This window comes from Serratia sp. AXJ-M (genome assembly GCF_046531865.1).
Taxonomy (GTDB): domain Bacteria; phylum Pseudomonadota; class Gammaproteobacteria; order Enterobacterales; family Enterobacteriaceae; genus Serratia; species Serratia liquefaciens.
Map to the genome: position 1 here is coordinate 3,756,699 of NZ_CP059394.1, position 19,030 is coordinate 3,775,728.

General features: G+C 57.0%; 18 protein-coding genes. 7 read left to right on the forward strand and 11 right to left on the reverse strand.

From position 1 onward, the window contains the following. Nucleotides 1-29: 29 nt before the first annotated feature. From H0S68_RS17595 to zipA, 3 genes are all read right to left on the reverse strand, one after another. On the reverse strand, nucleotides 30-245 hold the full coding sequence (locus H0S68_RS17595) for a DUF3820 family protein (RefSeq protein ID WP_020827985.1): 216 nt from the start codon (nucleotides 243-245) through the stop codon (nucleotides 30-32). Next, a complete protein-coding gene (gene ligA / locus H0S68_RS17600) occupies nucleotides 245-2,266 on the reverse strand; it encodes an NAD-dependent DNA ligase LigA (protein ID WP_115058361.1) in 2,022 nt (673 codons plus the stop codon). The genes H0S68_RS17595 and ligA overlap by 1 nt, the downstream gene beginning before the upstream one ends. Nucleotides 2,267-2,344: 78 nt before the next feature. Further along, a complete protein-coding gene (gene zipA / locus H0S68_RS17605; protein WP_020827987.1) occupies nucleotides 2,345-3,343 on the reverse strand; it encodes a cell division protein ZipA in 999 nt (332 codons plus the stop codon). A 221-nt stretch (nucleotides 3,344-3,564) separates the two neighbouring features. Here zipA and cysZ point away from each other — a divergent pair, with 221 nt between their 5' ends. Beyond that, a complete protein-coding gene (cysZ, locus tag H0S68_RS17610) occupies nucleotides 3,565-4,326 on the forward strand; it encodes a sulfate transporter CysZ (protein WP_020827988.1) in 762 nt (253 codons plus the stop codon). A 184-nt stretch (nucleotides 4,327-4,510) separates the two neighbouring features. Further along, on the forward strand, nucleotides 4,511-5,479 hold the full coding sequence (gene cysK / locus H0S68_RS17615) for a cysteine synthase A (RefSeq protein WP_128864650.1): 969 nt from the start codon (nucleotides 4,511-4,513) through the stop codon (nucleotides 5,477-5,479). Nucleotides 5,480-5,617: 138 nt separating this feature from the next. Here cysK and H0S68_RS17620 read toward each other — a convergent pair whose 3' ends face one another. After that, nucleotides 5,618-5,767, reverse strand: coding sequence for a hypothetical protein (locus tag H0S68_RS17620; protein ID WP_020827990.1), 150 nt, complete (start codon nucleotides 5,765-5,767; stop codon nucleotides 5,618-5,620). Between the two features lie 107 nt (nucleotides 5,768-5,874). Between H0S68_RS17620 and ptsH the strand changes: the two genes are divergently transcribed. Genes ptsH through crr form a run of 3 tightly spaced genes read left to right on the forward strand, consistent with a single transcriptional unit; the run spans nucleotide 5,875 to nucleotide 8,465 of the window. Further along, complete coding sequence (gene ptsH, locus H0S68_RS17625) at nucleotides 5,875-6,132, forward strand: phosphocarrier protein Hpr (RefSeq protein ID WP_004936458.1); 258 nt, start codon at nucleotides 5,875-5,877, stop codon at nucleotides 6,130-6,132. Between the two features lie 46 nt (nucleotides 6,133-6,178). Beyond that, complete coding sequence (gene ptsI / locus H0S68_RS17630; protein WP_020827991.1) at nucleotides 6,179-7,906, forward strand: phosphoenolpyruvate-protein phosphotransferase PtsI; 1,728 nt, start codon at nucleotides 6,179-6,181, stop codon at nucleotides 7,904-7,906. A gap of 49 nt (nucleotides 7,907-7,955) precedes the next feature. After that, complete coding sequence (gene crr / locus H0S68_RS17635; RefSeq protein WP_012146162.1) at nucleotides 7,956-8,465, forward strand: PTS glucose transporter subunit IIA; 510 nt, start codon at nucleotides 7,956-7,958, stop codon at nucleotides 8,463-8,465. 264 nt (nucleotides 8,466-8,729) lie between these two features. On the opposite strand, the gene H0S68_RS17640 is transcribed toward crr, so the two are convergent. Beyond that, on the reverse strand, nucleotides 8,730-10,046 hold the full coding sequence (locus H0S68_RS17640; RefSeq protein WP_198639920.1) for an ATP-binding protein: 1,317 nt from the start codon (nucleotides 10,044-10,046) through the stop codon (nucleotides 8,730-8,732). Between the two features lie 5 nt (nucleotides 10,047-10,051). Continuing rightward, a complete protein-coding gene (locus H0S68_RS17645) occupies nucleotides 10,052-10,732 on the reverse strand; it encodes a response regulator transcription factor (RefSeq protein WP_020827993.1) in 681 nt (226 codons plus the stop codon). Nucleotides 10,733-10,906: 174 nt separating this feature from the next. Between H0S68_RS17645 and H0S68_RS17650 the strand changes: the two genes are divergently transcribed. Together H0S68_RS17650 and H0S68_RS17655 are read left to right on the forward strand one after the other, a co-directional pair. Continuing rightward, nucleotides 10,907-12,100: an efflux RND transporter periplasmic adaptor subunit gene (locus H0S68_RS17650; protein WP_142814722.1), complete on the forward strand. Its 1,194-nt coding sequence runs from the start codon at nucleotides 10,907-10,909 to the stop codon at nucleotides 12,098-12,100. A gap of 2 nt (nucleotides 12,101-12,102) precedes the next feature. Beyond that, a complete protein-coding gene (locus H0S68_RS17655; RefSeq protein WP_410529471.1) occupies nucleotides 12,103-14,055 on the forward strand; it encodes a MacB family efflux pump subunit in 1,953 nt (650 codons plus the stop codon). A gap of 3 nt (nucleotides 14,056-14,058) precedes the next feature. Here H0S68_RS17655 and cysM read toward each other — a convergent pair whose 3' ends face one another. From cysM to H0S68_RS17680, 5 genes are all read right to left on the reverse strand, one after another. Continuing rightward, nucleotides 14,059-14,940, reverse strand: a complete 882-nt coding sequence (cysM, locus tag H0S68_RS17660) for a cysteine synthase CysM (protein ID WP_129983454.1) — start codon at nucleotides 14,938-14,940, stop codon at nucleotides 14,059-14,061. Nucleotides 14,941-15,024: 84 nt separating this feature from the next. Next, on the reverse strand, nucleotides 15,025-16,113 hold the full coding sequence (cysA, locus tag H0S68_RS17665; RefSeq protein WP_410528879.1) for a sulfate/thiosulfate ABC transporter ATP-binding protein CysA: 1,089 nt from the start codon (nucleotides 16,111-16,113) through the stop codon (nucleotides 15,025-15,027). Further along, a complete protein-coding gene (gene cysW / locus H0S68_RS17670) occupies nucleotides 16,103-16,978 on the reverse strand; it encodes a sulfate/thiosulfate ABC transporter permease CysW (RefSeq protein WP_046372985.1) in 876 nt (291 codons plus the stop codon). The genes cysA and cysW overlap by 11 nt, the downstream gene beginning before the upstream one ends. Continuing rightward, a complete protein-coding gene (cysT, locus tag H0S68_RS17675) occupies nucleotides 16,978-17,808 on the reverse strand; it encodes a sulfate/thiosulfate ABC transporter permease CysT (protein WP_020827999.1) in 831 nt (276 codons plus the stop codon). The genes cysW and cysT overlap by 1 nt, the downstream gene beginning before the upstream one ends. Then, complete coding sequence (locus H0S68_RS17680; RefSeq protein WP_410528880.1) at nucleotides 17,808-18,830, reverse strand: sulfate ABC transporter substrate-binding protein; 1,023 nt, start codon at nucleotides 18,828-18,830, stop codon at nucleotides 17,808-17,810. The genes cysT and H0S68_RS17680 overlap by 1 nt, the downstream gene beginning before the upstream one ends. Nucleotides 18,831-19,030 lie beyond the last annotated feature (200 nt).

Genomic DNA, 19,030 nt, shown 5'->3' on the forward strand with positions numbered 1-19,030 from the left:
CGGGCGCGACGATTGCCGCGCCCGGCTACTCAACTTTTCTTCAGCGGCTTGACCAGGTGGTCGAGCCCTTCGATTTTAATCGCCAGCGTCATTTCCATCAGCATGCCGAGTTTGCCGTTCGGGAACTCCCCCTTGCGAGCAAACCACAGCAGGTACTCCTCGGGCAGGTCAATCAGCACCCGCCCCTGGTATTTACCGAACGGCATCACGGTGTTGGCGATTTCCAGCAGGTTCTCTTTTTCCATCAGGCACCCAACAGGCGGATCATTTCCGCTTCGTCGATCACCGCAATGCCCAGTTCTTGCGCCTTCACCAGCTTGGAACCGGCGGCTTCCCCGGCAATCACCAAATCGGTTTTCTTCGAGACGCTGCCGCTGACCTTGGCGCCCAACGCCGTCAGGCGATCTTTGGCCTCATCGCGTGAAAGCTGGCTCAACGAGCCCGTCAGCACCACGGTTTTACCGGCAAACGGGCTGTCGATTTCGTCCGCGACTATCACCACCGGCGCCGGCCAGTTGATGCCTATTTCGTCGCTGATCAGTTCATTGATAACCTTCTGGTTAAGCTCCTCGTCCAGGAAATGCCGTGTGTGTTTAGCCACCACTTCACCGACGTCCGGCACTTCTTTCAAAGCCTCGATGTCAGCCGCAAACAGCTTCTCCAGCGTGCCAAAATGCGCGGCCAGATTGGCGGCCGTGGCTTCACCGACCTCACGGATGCCCAACGCATACAGGAAACGGGCGAAGGTGGTTTGCTTGGACTTCTCCAGCGCGTTGACCAGATTCTGCGCTGATTTCGGCCCCATGCGATCCAACCCGGTGAGAATGCCGGCGGACAGGCGGAACAGATCGGCCGGATTCTTGACGTACTCTTTTTCCACCAGCTGTTCGATGATTTTGTCGCCCATGCCGTCGACGTCCAACGCTCTGCGGGAAACGAAATGCTTCAGTGCTTCTTTACGCTGTGCGGCGCAAATCAGCCCGCCGGTGCAGCGTGCCACCGCTTCGCCTTCGACTCTTTCGACATCGGAACCGCATACCGGACAGTGTTGCGGGAATACAACTTCACGCGCGTCTGCAGGGCGGCGATCGGTCATCACCCCAACCACCTGCGGGATCACGTCACCCGCGCGGCGCACGATCACCGTGTCGCCAATGCGCAGGCCCAAACGTTCAATTTCGTCGGCGTTGTGCAGCGTGGCGTTGCTGACAATCACCCCGGCAACCAGCACCGGCTCCAGGCGCGCCACGGGGGTAATAGCCCCGGTACGACCAACCTGGAATTCCACCTCGCGCACCAGGGTAATCTGTTCCTGCGCCGGGAATTTGAACGCCGTTGCCCAACGTGGCGCACGCGCCACAAAGCCGAGCGTTTCTTGCAGATCGATATCGTCGATCTTCACCACCACGCCGTCGATATCAAAGCCGAGCTGCGCACGGTCCTGCTCTACCTGACGATAGAACGCCAATACCTCGTCACTGCCGGTACAACATTTGGCGCGATCGCTAACCGGCAAGCCCCACGCTTTGAACTGCATCAGCCGCTGCCAGTGGCTGCGCGGCAATTCGCCCCCTTCCAGCAGGCCAACACCATAGCAGAAGAAGGTCAGTGGGCGCTTGGCGGTGATGCGCGGATCAAGCTGACGGATCGACCCGGCGGCGGCGTTACGCGGATTGGCAAAGATTTTGCCGTCTTTGCGACGCGCCTCTTCGTTCATCTGCTCGAAACCGGCCTGCGGCATAAAGACTTCGCCACGCACTTCCAGCCGACGCGGGATGTTGTCACCGGTCAGACGCAGCGGAATGGCGCGGATGGTACGCACGTTGGAGGTAATGTTTTCACCGGTGGTGCCGTCGCCGCGCGTGGCGGCGCGCACCAGCTCGCCGTCTTCGTACAGCAAACTGACCGCCAGGCCGTCCAGTTTCAGTTCACAGCAGAAGGTCAGCGGCTCGCTGCTCTTCAGGCGATCCTGCACCCGCTTGTAGAACGCCAGGAAGCTCTCTTCGTCAAAAACGTTGTCCAGCGACAGCATCGGCACTTCATGGCGTACCTGATCGAACGCCGCCAAAGGAGCCGCGCCCACGCGCTGGGTGGGCGAGTCGGCGGTGATCAACTCAGGATGTGCGCTTTCCAGCTCGCGCAGTTCACGCATCAGGCGATCGTATTCCGCATCCGGCACTTCCGGCGCGTCCAGCACATGATATTGATATTCGTGATGGCGCAGTGAGGTTCGTAGTTGATTGATTTGTTGGATTATCGATTCCATGGCTCACCATCAAAGATAAAAAACCCCCGGCAGGCGGGGGCTTTGTTGTTACGGATGTTCAGTGCGCGTAGCAGCCGTTTAGTCGTTGTTATCCAACACTTCACGAATGCGCGCTTTGTAGGTTTCCAGCTTCTGCGGGGTCATCATGCGGCGCTCGTCGTCCAGCACCACACCACCCACGTCGTCGGCGATCCGCTGTGCCGACTGCAGCATCAGCTTGAAGTTCTGATTAGCGTCGCCATACGACGGCACCATCATGAACATCGATACGCCCGGCGTCGAGAAATCGGACATCATCTCAGGATCAAAGGACCCTGGTTTAACCATATTCGCCAGGCTAAACAGCACAGGACCGCTGCCCGCAGGGCTGATATGGCGATGGAAGATGCCCATTTCGCCAAACTGGAAGCCCGCCTGCAGCACGCTCTGCAGCAGAACTTCGCCGCCGATTACGCCACCCTGATGTGCGGTAACGTGCAGCACCAGTACGGTTTCTTTCAGTTTTGCCGGTTTGACGGCAGCAGGTGCAGGCTGAGGCTCGTGCACCACCGCTGGCTTCTCTTCCGGCTGTGGCTGATGAGCAGGTTCGGCGTGGAACGCCGGCTCCGCTGCATGCGCCACTGGCGGCAGATCGTCAACGCGCGGTTCACGGCGCGGCGCAGGCTGCTGCGGCTCGTCGTCTTCATCCTGCGCGTAGTTGTCCAGCAGGATGTCATCATAATCCGGTCGCTGAGACAGCGGTGGCGGAGACTGATGAGCAGCCGGTTGAACGGCACGCGGTGCTGGCTCAGCCGCCGGAGCGGGCTTGGGCGCAACCACGGGTTCTTCGCGAGCGGCATCAAAATGACCAAAGGACGGCTCATCTTGCGGGTGAGCGGAGCGTACACGCACCTCTCCCACGCCTTCATCGAGATCGTCGATCGGGGATTGTTCACGTTCCTTTTTGGAACGTTTGGCTGGGCGATCGCGAAAAAGCGATGAGCGTTCCTTACGACTGGTCCAAAGACCGTGCAATAACAACGCTATTATGGCGATCGCGCCAACAACGATTAATATCAGACGCAAATCCTGCATCATTGCTATCTCTGTTGTTCCAATACATTGCCACCGCGGCAAACATTCACTCTTTAACTCTATTTGCCCAAGCACACAAGTGCAAGTCCGTGCTGAACTTTATGCCAATAAAGATGATTATTCTGCCTTTTTTTGCTGTTTTTTCAGCCAATGTCACCCTAGCCAGTAGAAAATCATCCCGATATGATAGCGATGCCTGTTCAGACAAAGAGATAACTTAAGATATGTCCTATTCGCAGTCACCTTCTCACTCCACCAGCGGCCTTCATTATTTTGCCGAAGGCTGGCGCCTGATTTCGCGCCCGGGGATTAAACGCTATGTCGTCTTGCCGTTACTGGTCAACGTGCTGTTGATGGGATCCGCCTTCTGGTGGCTGTTCAGTCAGCTGGGTGACTGGATCCCCAGCATGATGAGCCATGTGCCGACCTGGCTGCAGTGGCTAAGCTACGTTTTGTGGCCGCTGGCGGTGATCTCCGTCCTGTTGGTGTTCAGCTATCTGTTCAGCACCATTACCAACCTGATTGCCGCCCCGTTCTGTGGCTTGCTGGCCGAACAGTTGGAAGGCAGCCTGACCGGCAAACCGCTGCCGGATACCGGCATTTTTGGCATTGTGAAAGATCTGCCGCGCATTATGGCGCGCGAATGGCGCAAGCTGGCCTACTACCTGCCGCGCGCGCTGGTGCTGTTGATACTCTATTTCATCCCGGGCATCGGCCAAACGGTGGCGCCGGTGCTGTGGTTCCTGTTCAGCGCCTGGATGTTGGCCATCCAGTATTGCGACTACCCGTTCGATAACCATAAGGTAAGCTTCGCCGATATGCGTCGCGCGCTGCGCCAGCATAAAACCGACAACCTGCAGTTTGGCGCCATGGTCAGCCTGTTCACCATGATCCCCATCCTTAACCTGGTGATCCTGCCGGTCGCGGTGTGCGGTGCCACCGCCATGTGGGTCGATCGTTATCGCCCACAATTCGTCCGTTCCTGAGCCGTTTTATTGGCCGCATTACGATTAATTCTTCGACAGGGCGCGCAATTTGCGCCCTTATCCTTGTGCTTAAAACTTATTTCCTAATAACATATAGATATACCAATTCTTTACTTCCCTGCCGGTACTGTTAGCGTATGCTTTCGACGTTCCCCACATTTTTCATAGAGTTAAAGGACGGGCTATGAGCAAGATATATGAAGACAACTCATTAACAATCGGCCATACGCCGCTGGTTCGTCTGAACCGTATCGGCAACGGACGCATTCTGGCCAAGGTTGAATCACGCAACCCCAGCTTTAGCGTTAAATGCCGCATCGGTGCCAATATGATTTGGGACGCAGAAAAACGTGGCATTTTGGTCGCCGGTAAAGAACTGGTGGAGCCGACCAGCGGCAACACCGGCATCGCGCTGGCGTTCGTCGCCGCGGCGCGTGGCTACAAGCTGACGCTGACCATGCCGGAAACCATGAGCATCGAACGCCGCAAGCTGCTTAAAGCGCTGGGCGCCAACCTGGTGCTGACCGAAGGCGCAAAAGGCATGAAGGGCGCGATCGCCAAGGCGGAAGAAATCGTCGCCACCGATCCGAACCGCTACATCATCCTGCAGCAGTTCAGCAACCCGGCTAACCCGGCGATCCACGAACAAACTACCGGCCCGGAAATCTGGGACGACACCGATGGCGAAGTTGACGTATTCATCTCCGGCGTCGGTACCGGCGGCACGCTGACCGGTGTCAGCCGCTACATCAAAAACACCAAGGGCAAGGCGATCACCACCGTGGCGGTGGAGCCAACCGATTCACCGGTCATCAGCCAGGCGCTGGCGGGTGAAGAAATCAAACCGGGCCCGCACAAAATTCAGGGCATCGGCGCAGGCTTTATCCCCGGCAACCTGGATCTCGATCTGGTGGACCGCGTGGAACAAATCACCAACGACGAGGCCATCAGCATGGCACGCCGCCTGATGGACGAAGAAGGCATCCTGGCGGGCATTTCCTCCGGTGCCGCGGTAGCCGCAGCGGTGAAATTGGCCGAAGAACCGGCGTTCGCCGACAAAACCATCGTGGTGATTTTGCCGTCTTCCGGCGAACGTTATTTGAGCACCGCCCTGTTCGCCGATTTGTTCACCGAGCAAGAATTGCAACAGTAGTGCCAGCCGCGCATAAATCGCTAAAAAAGCACCTTTCGGGGTGCTTTTTTGTGGGCTGGATCAAAGTTTATAGCAGTCAAAGATTGATTTTACCCGTCAGCTTTAGTATTTAACGGTGCATTATTTCGATGCGCAAAATTAATCGCCCTTCATTTCTTGTTTAGGCTGAATCGATTTACTCATTTGTCGCTGATGCGTTAAACACGGCATAATGAAGCGCGGATTGAAACGACGGCGGAAGCCAAATTTTTTGATCTGAAGTGCCAAACTCGTCGTTTTCTGTTGCATCAATGCTCGCCCCTGTACCATAGTCAGGCGCTAACCAGACAAGCTAAAGTCATACCCTTGGGCTAAACTTTAGCTCCACGACACACCAATAAGTTGGGGAAACATCAATGTTCCAGCAAGAAGTTACTATTACCGCTCCGAATGGTCTGCACACTCGCCCTGCCGCTCAGTTCGTTAAAGAAGCCAAAGGCTTCACTTCTGACATCACCGTGACCTCTAACGGGAAAAGCGCCAGCGCCAAAAGCCTGTTCAAACTGCAAACTCTGGGGCTGACTCAAGGGACCGTAGTGACCATCTCCGCTGAAGGTGAAGACGAGCAGAAAGCCGTTGAGCACTTGGTAAAACTGATGGCAGAGCTTGAGTAATCGGCCCGTCTTCTTAGTTAACACCAGTCAAGAGTAAGGTAGGGTTATGATTTCAGGCATTTTAGTATCACCGGGTATCGCTTTTGGTAAGGCTCTCCTACTGAAAGAAGATGAAATTGTCATCAACCGGAAGAAAATCTCTGCAGATGATGTAGAGCAGGAAGTCTCACGTTTTCTTGCCGGCCGCGCCAAAGCGTCCGAGCAGTTGGAAGCGATCAAGACCAAAGCTGGCGAAACCTTCGGCGAAGAGAAAGAAGCTATCTTCGAAGGCCACATCATGCTGTTGGAAGACGAAGAGCTTGAGCAGGAAATCATAGCCCTAATCAAAGATGAGTTGGCTTCTGCAGACGCTGCGGCCTACACCATCATCGAAGGCCAGGCGAAAGCACTGGAAGAACTTGACGATGAATACCTGAAAGAGCGTGCGGCCGACGTACGCGACATCGGTAAACGCCTGCTGCAGAACATTCTGGGCCTGGCTATCGTCGATCTGAGCGCCATCCAGGACGAAGTTATCCTGGTCGCTACCGATTTGACCCCGTCTGAGACCGCACAGTTGAACCTGGACAAAGTGCTGGGCTTCATTACCGATCTCGGCGGCCGGACTTCCCACACCTCCATCATGGCTCGCTCCCTGGAATTGCCGGCAATTGTAGGCACCAGCGACGTGACCAAGCAGGTGAAGAACGACGACTATCTGATTCTGGATGCGGTTAACAACAAAATTTACGTTAACCCGACCGCTGACGTTATCGATCAGCTGAAAGCCGAACAGAACCAGTACGTCACCGAGAAAAACGATCTGGCCAAGCTGAAAGATCTGCCGGCGATTACGCTGGACGGTCATCAGGTTGAAGTCTGTGCCAACATCGGTACCGTGCGCGACGTCGCCGGTGCAGAGCGCAACGGCGCAGAAGGTGTTGGCCTGTATCGTACCGAATTCCTGTTCATGGACCGCGATTCACTGCCGACTGAAGACGAGCAGTTCCAGGCTTACAAAGCCGTTGCGGAAGCCATGGGCTCACAGGCCGTGATCGTCCGTACCATGGACATCGGCGGCGACAAAGACCTGCCATACATGAACCTGCCGAAAGAAGAGAACCCGTTCCTCGGCTGGCGCGCGATTCGTATCGCCATGGACCGCAGAGAAATCCTGCACGCGCAACTGCGCGCCATCCTGCGCGCTTCCGCGTTCGGCAAACTGCGCATCATGTTCCCGATGATCATTTCCGTGGAAGAAGTCCGCGATCTGAAAGGTGAAATCGAGACGCTGAAGGCGCAGCTGCGTGAAGAATCCAAGGCCTTTGACGAGACCATTGAAGTGGGCGTAATGGTGGAAACACCGGCCGCGGCAGTGATTGCTCATCACCTGGCGAAAGAAGTCGACTTCTTTAGTATTGGGACAAACGATCTAACCCAGTATACTCTGGCGGTAGATCGCGGCAATGAGCTGATTTCTCATCTCTATAACCCGATGTCCCCATCAGTGCTTGGCCTGATCAAACAGGTTATTGATGCATCTCATGCAGAAGGCAAGTGGACCGGTATGTGCGGTGAACTGGCTGGCGATGAGCGTGCTACACTGTTGTTATTGGGCATGGGGCTGGATGAGTTCAGCATGAGTGCGATTTCAATCCCGCGCATCAAGAAAATTATTCGTAATACTAATTTCGAAGATGTGAAGGCGTTGGCAGCGCAAGCCTTGGCACAGCCAACGGCGCAAGATCTGATGAATTGCGTGAATAAATTCATCGAAGAAAAGACGCTCTGCTAAACTTCCACGACACTGGAACGCCGCCCAATTTAATGCTTAGGAGAAGATCATGGGTTTGTTCGATAAACTGAAATCTCTGGTTTCTGATGACAAGAAAGACACGGGCACTATCGAGATCGTAGCTCCACTTTCTGGCGAAATCGTTAATATCGAAGATGTGCCTGACGTAGTATTTGCTGAAAAAATCGTTGGCGACGGTATTGCCATCAAACCTACCGGCAACAAAATGGTTGCCCCGGTTGACGGTACTATCGGTAAAATTTTCGAAACCAACCATGCTTTCTCTATCGAATCCGACAGCGGCATCGAGCTGTTTGTCCACTTCGGTATCGACACCGTTGAACTGAAAGGCGAAGGCTTCAAACGCATCGCTGAAGAAGGCCAGCGCGTCAAGAAAGGTGACGTCGTTATCGAGTTCAACCTGGCCCTGCTGGAAGAGAAAGCCAAGTCTATCCTGACGCCGGTGGTTATCTCCAACATGGACGAAATCAAAGAGCTGATCAAACTGACCGGTAACGTAACCGTTGGTGAGACTCCAATCATCCGCATCAAGAAGTAATTGCGAATGAAATAAGAACGGCGCCCTTGGCGCCGTTTTTTTATGTCACCAGGCTGAACCAGTACGTACTGCACGTACGCTCCGAGGCATATTCAAACTGCCTGTGCCGATAACGCCTATTGCACAACTGAGAATACCCAACGAATTTCGAATTGCAGCCAGGCGGCAAGCGGGTGAACCCCCAGGAGCTTACTCAAGTAAGTGACTGCTGTGCGCACGAGCAGCCAACCAACAACGCGGCGGTTCTAAAGGCGAAGGGTATTATTACTGCCAACGCGGAATGCGCAGAGTAATCACCAACCCTTCCTGTTCGCCGTTGCGCGCCTCAACCTGTCCGCCATGTGCCAGCACCACCTTGCGGGTGATCGCCAGTCCCAGTCCGTAACCCTTGCCCGACATCGACGATTTTACCCTGACGAACGGATCAAAGATGCTGGAAAGCTTCGACTCTTCTACCCCAGGCCCCTGATCGCTGACCTCTATTTGGAACAGTTGGTCGATTCGCGTCAACACTACCGTCACCCGCTGACCATGGCAGGAGAAACGTAACGCGTTGCGCACGATATTATCCACCGCGCGCCGCATCAGCTCGGCATTGCCCTTAACGGTATATTCCACGTCCGAACTGGCCTGTAGCACAATCTCGACGCCAGGGATTTGCGCTTCGTAACGCGCGTCGCTCACTACCGCATCCACCAGCCCGTACAGATCGAAATACTCTTCGTCCGGCAGACTGTTGCTCTCGGCACGTGACAGCGCCAATAGTTCGCCAATCATTTTATCCAGCCGCCCCGCTTCATGCTCAATGCGTTGCAGCGAGTTCTCGACGTTGCCTGCATTTTGCCGCGCCAGGCCAATGGCCAACTGCAACCGGGCCAACGGTGAACGAAGCTCATGCGAAACGTCGTGCAGCAACTGCTCGCGGGCGCTGACCAACAGCTCCAGCCGCTCGGCCATGCTGTCAAAATCGCGCGCTACCTCGGACAGTTCATCATGTCGCCGGCGCATCGCCGGGAACAAACGTACCGATAAGTCGCCCTGAGCTACGCGGTCAAAACCATCGCGCAGCTTGCGCATCGGCCGGGTCAGGTTCCAGGCCAGCACCGTACTGAACAGCAGCCCCGCCAGCCCCCCCACCCAAAGCATCGGCATAGGGATATTGAACACGTGCGGACGCCGGTTCGGGCTATATTCTTCCCGCAGGGCCCGCATGTCGTAACTCAACAGATAGCCCGTGCCACCCGAATCTTTCACCCACGCAGTCACCTCCTTTAACCTGCGGCGCCCCTCAAATACCGGTTCCTCCGCTGCAGGCGGCTGCGCCATCGGCGTTACGGACAACAAGCGCCGGTCATCATCCGACCAGTCTTTCAGCATGGCATTCAATGCCGGCAGTCCGCCCTCGCGCAATTGGGTGGCGGCCGAAGTCAGTTGCAGCGTAACCGCACGCCGGGCCATCGCGTTTTCCGGCGGCTCATAGCGATCGCCATACAAAGAAAAAGCGACCCACAGCGCCTGGGTCATGATGATAAAGGTCAGCCAGAAGCCGAGCAGGATTTTCCAGAATAGTCTTCCGCGCATGGCCATTACCGAATGCGGTAGCCGATGCTGCGCACCGTTTCAATGCTGAGTGCGTTATCCGTCAACGCTCCCAACTTCTGGCGAATATTGCTGATGTGAACGTCAACGCTGCGGTCATAGGCTTCGCGCGGGCGCCCCAACCCTTTTTCCGATAGCTCGTCTTTTGATACCACGCGTTCAGGCGCACGCAGCAACAGCTCCAGCAAGTTGAATTCGGAAGCGGTCAGATCGAAAGGTTTACCGCGCCATTCGCTGCTGCGGGTCGATGGATTGAGGGTCAGCTCACCGAAGTTAATGGCAATTTCGTCGTCCACTTCTTCCGGGCGCTCGTCGAAACGACGCAGCACCGCACGCAGGCGCGCCACCAGTTCGCGGGGATAGCATGGCTTGGGCATGTAGTCGTCGGCCCCCATCTCCAACCCGATGACCCGGTCGATATTGTCGCCTTTGGCCGTCAGCATAATGATTGGCATGCGGCTCTTTTTGCGCACGTCGCGCAGCACGTCGATGCCGCTCATGTCCGGCAGCATGATGTCGAGGATCATTGCGGTGTAATCGCCAGACAGCGCGCCTTCCACGCCCGCTTTGCCGGTCAGCACCAGCGTGGCATTGAAACCTTCGCCAGTCAGATATTCACTCAGCATGGTGCCGAGCTCGAGGTCATCATCGACCAATAAAATTTTCATGCCTTGCTCCTTCGCGGATTTTCGTCATTTTCACGCCTATTTGCCTGCTTCGCAGCCGGTTTTACTCAATCCTTACATATTCCTGAATGCCACTTAACCGCAGCCCGGCCGACGGCGCGTTAAATTAGTGCCAACAGATTTTCGCCACGCTTTATGCCAGGGAAGCTTCTCCTCATGCCATCGTTTCAACGCTTAAAACGCTATCTGCCGCCCACTGTTATTGTGGCCGCTATCGCCCTATTTCTCTACTTCCGATCCCACGACGCTACAGAAACGCCCCGGTATATCACAGCGGTAGCGCAAACCCGTGACCTGGAACAAACGGTGCTGGCCGACGGTACGATAGAAGCGCAAAAACAGGTTAGCGTCGGCGCTCAGGTATCGGGCCAGATTAAGGCCCTGTACGTGGCGCTGGGCGACAAAGTGCATAAAGGCCAGCGAGTGGCTGAGATTGATGACTTAACCCAGCAGAACGCCCTGAGGGACGCGGAAGCGGCATTGAAGAACGTTCAGGCACAGCGCGCGTCCAAAATGGCGGCGCTGCACAACAATCAGCTGGTTTATCAGCGCCAGCAGGCCATAGTGGCGCGTGGCGTCGGGGTCCGTGCAGATTTGGACAGCGCTCAGGCCACGTTGATTGCCACCCGCGCCGATATCAACGCGCTGGATGCGCAGATCATTCAGGCGCAAATCGCGGTCAACACCGCGCAGGTTAACCTCGGTTACACCAAAATCACCTCGCCGATCGACGGCACCATCGTCGCGTTACCGGTAGAAGAAGGCCAAACGGTGAACGCAGTCCAAAGCGCCCCCACCATCGTCAAAGTCGCTCAGTTGGCGACCATGACTGTCGAAGCGCAAATATCCGAAGCCGATGTGGTCAAGGTGAAAACCGGCATGCCGGTCTATTTCACCATCCTCGGCGAACCGGGCAAGCGTTATAGCACCCAGCTGCGGGCCATAGAGCCGGCACCAGACTCGATCAACGACGAAACTACTTCGACCAGCACCAGCACGTCCAGCAGCACTTCCAGCTCCAGCACCGCAATTTACTACAACGGCCTGTTTGATGTGGCAAACCCGGACGGCGCGCTGCGCATCTCAATGACTGCGCAGGTGTATATCGTGTTGGCCAAAGCGGAAAATGCGGTGGTGATCCCCGCAACCGCGCTGGAAGGCGACTGGGTACAGGTGGTGGATAAGCAGGGCAATATCGCCCGCCGTCCGGTCAAGGTCGGTATCAATAACAACGTCGACGCACAGATTATCAGCGGCGTGTTGGCCGGTGAGAAAGTGATCGTCAGCCAGGCCAATGCCGCGAGCCAAAGCCCCGCCCGTCGTATGGGCCCGCCACCGATGGGGATGTGATGATGGCCTCACAACCCCTACTGCAACTGCAGGGTATCAGCCGCCGTTTTCAGGCCGGTGACCAAAACGTCACCGTGCTCAAGGAGATCAATCTCAGCATTGCCCAAGGCGAGATGGTGGCCATCGTGGGCGCCTCCGGCTCGGGTAAATCAACCTTGATGAACATTCTCGGCAGCCTCGATCGCCCAAGCGAAGGGGATTATCAGGTGGCCGGCCGCAGTACCGCACGGCTGGATCGCGACAGCCTGGCCGAACTGCGCCGCGAACATTTCGGTTTTATCTTCCAACGCTATCATTTACTGGGGGATCTTAGCGCCCAAGGCAACGTGGAAGTCCCTGCGGTGTATGCCGGCCATGCCCGCAGCGCACGCCAACAACGCGCCGCCGATCTGCTGCAAAGGCTCGGCCTGGCGCAACGGTTGAATTATCGTCCCAGCCAGCTCTCCGGTGGCCAGCAGCAACGCGTCAGTATCGCTCGCGCATTGATGAACGGTGGCGAGGTAATCTTGGCAGACGAACCCACCGGCGCGCTGGACAGCCACAGCGGGCAAGAAGTGATGAGCATCCTGAAAGACTTGCACGCTCGCGGCCATACGGTGGTGATTGTCACTCACGATATGCAAGTTGCCGAACATGCTCAGCGCATCATTGAGCTTAGTGACGGCGAGATTGTCGCCGACCGACGGAAAACAACGGCCCACACCGTGGCACGCCTACCGATAGCGCTGGATAACGCCGTCAGCCGCTGGCAATCGCAACGCGATCGCCTGTACGAAGCATTCAAAATGGCGCTGCTGGCGATGGCCTCCCAACGCCTGCGCACCCTACTGACCATGCTCGGCATTATCATCGGCATCGCCTCGGTAGTATCGGTGGTGGCGCTGGGCAAAGGCTCTCAGCAGCAGGTGCTGGCCAACATCAACGCCATGGGCACCAGCACGCTGGAGGTCTATCCGGGCAAAGATTTCGGCGATATGCGTTCTGCTGCAGTACAGACGCTGCGGGCCCCCGACGCAGATGCGCTGGCGCAGCAGGGCTACGTGCACAGCGTCACGCCGACCGTTTCAAGCAGCACCACCTTCCGCTATGGCAATCAGTCGGTCAGCGGCACGGTCAATGGCGTCGGTGAGCAGTATTTTCTGGTGCGCGGTTACAGCATCGACAGCGGCATGGCGTTTAACCGCCATAGCGTCGACCAATTGATGCAGGAAGTGGTGATTGACGAAAATACCCGCAACAAACTGTTTCCTCACGGCGCCAACCCGCTTGGCGAAGTGATCCTGCTCGGCTCGCTGCCGTGTCGCATTATCGGCGTCGCCGCCAAAAAACAGAGCGGTTTCGGCAGCGACGAGAATCTGAACGTCTGGATCCCCTACACCACCGCCATGAAACGCATGCTGGGCCAGAGCTACCTGAAAAGCATCACCGTGCGGGTGAACGACGATATCGATCTCACCAGCGCCGAAGACGGCGTCACCCGTCTGCTGAGCCAGCGCCATGGCGGCAAGGACTTCTTTGTGATGAATACCGACAGCATTCGCCAAACCATTGAGAAAACCACCGCCACCCTGACGCTGCTGGTGTCGATGATCGCGTTGATTTCTCTGGTGGTGGGTGGCATTGGGGTAATGAATATCATGCTGGTGTCGGTGACCGAACGCACCCGAGAAATCGGCGTGCGTATGGCGGTCGGTGCCCGCGCCAGCGACATCATGCAACAATTTTTAATTGAGGCGGTACTGGTGTGCCTGCTGGGCGGCACATTGGGGGTTCTGCTGTCGCTGGGGATTGGCGTGGTGTTCAGTCAATTCAGCGACAATTTCACGATGGTGTATTCCACCGAGTCCATTGTCGCCGCGTTTATCTGTTCGACGCTGATCGGCGTGATTTTTGGCTTCTTCCCGGCAAGACGCGCTGCCGGGATGGATCCGATACATGCGTTGGAAAGGGAGTAACCCTCAATCGAAAACGCCGGTGGAGAGGTAGCGATCGCCGCGATCGCAGATGATTGCCACAATCACGCTGCCCGGGTTCGCCGCTGCGATCCGCAACGCACCGGCTACCGCACCGCCGGAGCTGACACCGCAGAAAATGCCTTCGCGCTGCGCCAACTGACGCATGGTCTGCTCGGCGTCGGTTTGCTCGATATCCAACACCTGATCCACCAGATCCGGGCGGAAAATGCCCGGCAGATAAGCCGGTGCCCAGCGGCGAATACCGGGAATATTGCTGCCTTCCGCCGGCTGCAGGCCAATGATCTGCACCTGCGGATTTTGGCTCTTCAGGTAGCCGCCCACGCCGGTAATGGTGCCGGTGGTGCCCATGCTGGAGACGAAATGGGTGACCCGCTGCTGGCTCTGCTGCCAGATTTCCGGGCCGGTGGTGGTGAAGTGGGCGTAGGGATTGTCCAGATTGTTGAACTGATCCAGCACCTTGCCCTGCCCCTGATTCTGCATGTCCAACGCCAGGTCACGCGCCCCTTCCATGCCCACTTCCCGGCTGACCAGGATCAGCTCGGCCCCGTAGGCGCGCATCGCCGCCTGGCGTTCCAGACTCATGTTTTCCGGCATCAGCAGCGTCAAAGCGTAGCCTTTCAACGCCGCGATCATCGCCAGCGCAATGCCGGTATTGCCGCTGGTGGCCTCAATCAGCCGGTCACCGGGTTTTATCTCACCGCGCAATTCCGCCTGCTGGATCATCGCCAGCGCGGCGCGGTCCTTCACCGAGCCCGCCGGATTATTGCCTTCCAGCTTGACCCAAACCTCGCTGCCCAGTCCTGCGGCCAGACGTTGTAATTTTACCAGCGGGGTATTGCCGATGCATTGTTCGAGCGTTGTCACGTGCTTTGCCTGTGTGTTGAAGTGCGTAATGTAAAAAGGCAACCCCAGGGTTGCCTTTAAAATGATGTTGGGAGGTAAAAACTATCAGGCGCTTTTAGCTAACGCAACAGGTTGTAGCAGCCGATCGCCAGCGTACAGGCGCGCATTCAGGCTGCCGACGTAATAACGGCCACCGCGAACCGGCGGCTCGTTGCCGTCAGGCAACACCACGCTGATAGGTTCCTGGTGCCAACCGATCGGCTGAACGGTCATCTGCCAGAAGTGGCCACGCGGGCTAACCTCCAGCACCTGTACCGGCAACAGGCAGCGCTCGCTGCTCTCGGTGCCCACTTCCATCTCCCAAGGCCGCAGGAACAGATCCACGCTGCCCTGATGCATCGGCTGGAACGACAGTGGCCACTGGTGCGCACCGACGAACAGCTGCGAGCCGCGGATTTCGCCACTCAGGCGGTTCACTTCGCCCATGAACTCCAGCACAAAGCGGCTGGCCGGTTCGCGGACAATTTCTTCCGGCGAACCTACCTGCTCAATATTGCCCTGGCTCATCACCACGATGCGGTCGGCCACTTCCATCGCCTCTTCCTGATCGTGGGTGACGAACACGCTGGTAAACTTCAGCTCTTCATGCAACTGACGCAACCAACGGCGCAGTTCTTTACGCACCTGGGCATCCAGCGCACCAAAAGGTTCGTCCAGCAGCAGAATCTGCGGCTCTACCGCCAGTGCACGAGCCAAAGCTACGCGTTGCTTCTGGCCGCCGGAAAGCTGTGAGGGATAGCGGTTGGCCAAATGACCCAGCTGCACCATCTCCAGCAGTTGGGTCACTTTTTGTTTGATTGCCGCGGCATTCGGACGCTCACGACGCGGCAGCACGCTCAGGCCAAAGGCAATGTTGTCGAACACCGTCATATGGCGGAACAGCGCGTAATGCTGGAACACGAAACCCACCCGGCGATCGCGGGCATGCACATGGCTGACGTCGGTGCCGTGAAAGCCCAGTTTGCCGCCGCTCTGGTTTTCCAGCCCGGCGATAATGCGCAGCAGCGTGGTTTTGCCGGAGCCCGACGGCCCCAACAACGCCACCATCTCACCGGAGGCAATATCGAGCGAGATATCGTTCAATACCTTGGTACGACCGAAGAACTTGTTGATACCGTTAATCTCAATGCTCATGATTTTCCTCCCGCTCGAGACGTGCATTCTGACGTTCCAGACGCCATTGCAGGCCACTCTTCAAAAATAGGGTCACTATCGCCATCAGGGTCAGTAACCCGGCGGCGGTAAAGGAGCCAACAGTGTTGTAATCCTGTTGCAATAACTCGACCTGCAGCGGCAGGCTAAAGGTCTCGCCGCGAATAGAACCGGACACCACCGACACCGCGCCGAATTCGCCAATGGCGCGCGCGTTGGTCAGCACCACGCCGTACAGCAGCGCCCAGCGAATGTTCGGCAACGTCACCCGGCGGAACATCTGCCAGCCGGAAGCGCCCAGTAAAATGGCGGCCTCGTCTTCCTGGCTACCCTGGCTCAGCATCATCGGCACCAGCTCACGCACCACGAACGGACAGGTCACGAAAATAGTCACCAACACCATGCCCGGCCAGGAGAACATGATCTGGATATTGTGCGCATCCAGCCAACCGCCCAGCAGGCCATTGCTGCCGTAAAACAGCAGGTAAATCAGCCCCGCTACTACCGGTGACACGGCAAACGGGATGTCGATCAGCGTCAGCAGCAGCTGGCGGCCCGGGAAAGTGAACCGCGTCACCAGCCAGGCCAGCAAGGTGCCGAACACCAGGTTGAACGGCACGGTAATCAGGGCAATCAGCACCGTCAGCCAGATAGCGTGCAACATGTCGCGATCGACCAGGTTGCTCCACATCGCGCCAGCGCCCTTGGAAAAGGCTTCGGCGAAAATCGAAACGATCGGCACCACCAGCAGCAATACCGAAAACAGCACGCCGATACCGATCAGCGTCCACTTGCCCCAATTGACGCGCGGGCGTTCGACGCCGTTGAACTCAGAGATATCCGCCATCAGTGCCCCCCGATGCGTCGGCCAAAGCGGCTTTGCAGAACGTTAATGCTGAACAGCAACAGCAGCGAAGCCGCCAGGATCACCGAGGCAATCGCACTGGCCGCCGGATAATCGAACTCCTGCAGACGAACGAAAATCATCAGCGAGGTCACTTCCGTCTTCCAGGCGATGTTGCCGGCGATAAAAATTACCGCGCCAAACTCGCCCAGGCTGCGGGTAAAGGAAATGGCCGTACCGGCCAGCAGCGCCGGTGCCAACTCCGGCATCACCACGCGGCGAAAACTCTGCCAGCGGGTTGCGCCCAGGGTCTCTGCGGCCTCTTCATATTCGGGCCCCAGCTCTTCCAGCACCGGTTGAACGGTACGCACCACGAAGGGCAAGCTGGTGAAGGCCATCGCCACCGCGATACCGAGCCAGGTGAACGTCACCTTGATGTCAAAATGCGCCAACCATTGGCCATACCATCCGGTGGTGGAGAACAGCCCCGCCAGCGTCAAACCGGCCACCGCCGTCGGCAGCGCAAACGGCAGGTCGATCAGGCCGTCCAGCAGCGTGCGCCCGGGGAAACGATAGCGAGTCAGGATCCAGGCCATCAGCATGCCGAACACCGCGTTGAACAAGCTGGCGACGCCCGCCGCCAGCAACGTGACCTTATAGGCTGCAACCACCTGCGGGTTGGAAACCACTTCCCAATATTGCGCCAGGCTCATCTGCGCCAGCTGCATCACCAGTGCGCTGAGCGGCAGCAGCAGGATCAGGCAAGTGTAAAACAGGCTGCTTCCCAGACTGAGACCAAACCCTGGCAGAACCCGTTTGCTGGACAACAACATTACTTATGCCCTGCCGCTAACAGTTGATCCAACTCGCCACCAGTAGAAAAGTGCGTCTTCATCACCTGTGGCCAGCCACCAAACTGATCTTCTACACGGAACAGTTTGGTCTGTGGGAACTGGCCCTTCGCGGCCGCCATCGCCTGCTTGTCATACACGCGATAGTAGAAGCTGGTGATCACCTGCTGCGCAGCCGGGCTGTAGAGGTAATTCAAATAATCTTTGGCGGCCTGTTCAGTACCGTTTCTTTCCACGTTTTTGTCGACCCAGGCGACCGGGAACTCCGCCAGAATATCGACCGGCGGCACGATCACCTGATACTTGTCTTCGCCATACTGCTTGCGGATATTGTTCACTTCCGACTCAAAACTGATCAGCACGTCACCCAGGCCGCGTTCCACAAAGGTAGTAGTCGCACCGCGACCGCCGGTGTCAAACACCAGCACGTTTTTCAGGAAACGGGTCATAAAGGCACGGGTTTTGGCATGATCGTTGCCGTCAGCCTGGCTGGCGGCTCCCCAGGCAGCCAGATAGGTATAACGGCCGTTGCCGGAGGTTTTCGGGTTCGGGAACACCAGCTTCACATCGTCGCGCACCAAATCGTTCCAGCTATGGATGCCTTTTGGGTTGTCCTTGCGCACCAGGAAAGCCATGGTGGAATAGAAAGGTGAGCTGTTGTTCGGTAAGCGAGCCTGCCAGTCAGCCGGAATAAGTTGGCCGCGATCGTGCAGGATCTGCACGTCGGTCACCTGGTTGTAGGTCACGACGTCGGCACGTAACCCCTGCAATATGGCCAGCGCCTGCTTGGAAGAGCCAGCGTGAGATTGTTTGATGGTCAGCTTGTCGCCCGGATGCTGCTGGTTCCACTGCTGTTCAAAACCCGGGTTCAGTGCGGTAAACAATTCACGGGAAACGTCATAGGAGCTGTTCAGCAGCTCAGCGGCCGAAACGGTACCGCTGGCTAACAGCGCCGCCGCCAACCATCCTTTCAGCATGAAATTTTTAACCCGTGTTTGTTTCATTGTGCACCTTATAGCTGAATCAATCCGCCGGGCTTTCGCCCTGATGTTGACCAGTGTATTTATAACTAGGTGCGGAGCTGTAACGCTTTTATATACCGTTTAGTGATTTTCAAGCATCAAACGCTATAAGGCAGGGGCAGAGCGGTGTGGCAGAGGAGGAAGTTAATCCGGAGCCGGCATGGCCGACCCCGGAGGAAAGG

What these genes read in the sequence shown, in the direction of transcription:
- ptsH (WP_004936458.1), top strand. Translation starts at nt 5,875, where the DNA reads ATGTTCCAGCAAGAAGTTACTATTACCGCTCCGAATGGTCTGCACACT.
- cysZ (WP_020827988.1), top strand. Translation starts at nt 3,565, where the DNA reads ATGTCCTATTCGCAGTCACCTTCTCACTCCACCAGCGGCCTTCATTAT.
- ligA (WP_115058361.1), bottom strand. Translation starts at nt 2,266, where the DNA reads ATGGAATCGATAATCCAACAAATCAATCAACTACGAACCTCACTGCGC.
- zipA (WP_020827987.1), bottom strand. Translation starts at nt 3,343, where the DNA reads ATGATGCAGGATTTGCGTCTGATATTAATCGTTGTTGGCGCGATCGCC.
- cysW (WP_046372985.1), bottom strand. Translation starts at nt 16,978, where the DNA reads ATGGCGGATATCTCTGAGTTCAACGGCGTCGAACGCCCGCGCGTCAAT.
- cysK (WP_128864650.1), top strand. Translation starts at nt 4,511, where the DNA reads ATGAGCAAGATATATGAAGACAACTCATTAACAATCGGCCATACGCCG.
- H0S68_RS17655 (WP_410529471.1), top strand. Translation starts at nt 12,103, where the DNA reads ATGGCCTCACAACCCCTACTGCAACTGCAGGGTATCAGCCGCCGTTTT.
- H0S68_RS17620 (WP_020827990.1), bottom strand. Translation starts at nt 5,767, where the DNA reads ATGCAACAGAAAACGACGAGTTTGGCACTTCAGATCAAAAAATTTGGC.
- cysT (WP_020827999.1), bottom strand. Translation starts at nt 17,808, where the DNA reads ATGTTGTTGTCCAGCAAACGGGTTCTGCCAGGGTTTGGTCTCAGTCTG.
- crr (WP_012146162.1), top strand. Translation starts at nt 7,956, where the DNA reads ATGGGTTTGTTCGATAAACTGAAATCTCTGGTTTCTGATGACAAGAAA.
- H0S68_RS17645 (WP_020827993.1), bottom strand. Translation starts at nt 10,732, where the DNA reads ATGAAAATTTTATTGGTCGATGATGACCTCGAGCTCGGCACCATGCTG.
- H0S68_RS17595 (WP_020827985.1), bottom strand. Translation starts at nt 245, where the DNA reads ATGGAAAAAGAGAACCTGCTGGAAATCGCCAACACCGTGATGCCGTTC.
- H0S68_RS17640 (WP_198639920.1), bottom strand. Translation starts at nt 10,046, where the DNA reads ATGCGCGGAAGACTATTCTGGAAAATCCTGCTCGGCTTCTGGCTGACC.
- H0S68_RS17680 (WP_410528880.1), bottom strand. Translation starts at nt 18,830, where the DNA reads ATGAAACAAACACGGGTTAAAAATTTCATGCTGAAAGGATGGTTGGCG.
- H0S68_RS17650 (WP_142814722.1), top strand. Translation starts at nt 10,907, where the DNA reads ATGCCATCGTTTCAACGCTTAAAACGCTATCTGCCGCCCACTGTTATT.
- ptsI (WP_020827991.1), top strand. Translation starts at nt 6,179, where the DNA reads ATGATTTCAGGCATTTTAGTATCACCGGGTATCGCTTTTGGTAAGGCT.
- cysA (WP_410528879.1), bottom strand. Translation starts at nt 16,113, where the DNA reads ATGAGCATTGAGATTAACGGTATCAACAAGTTCTTCGGTCGTACCAAG.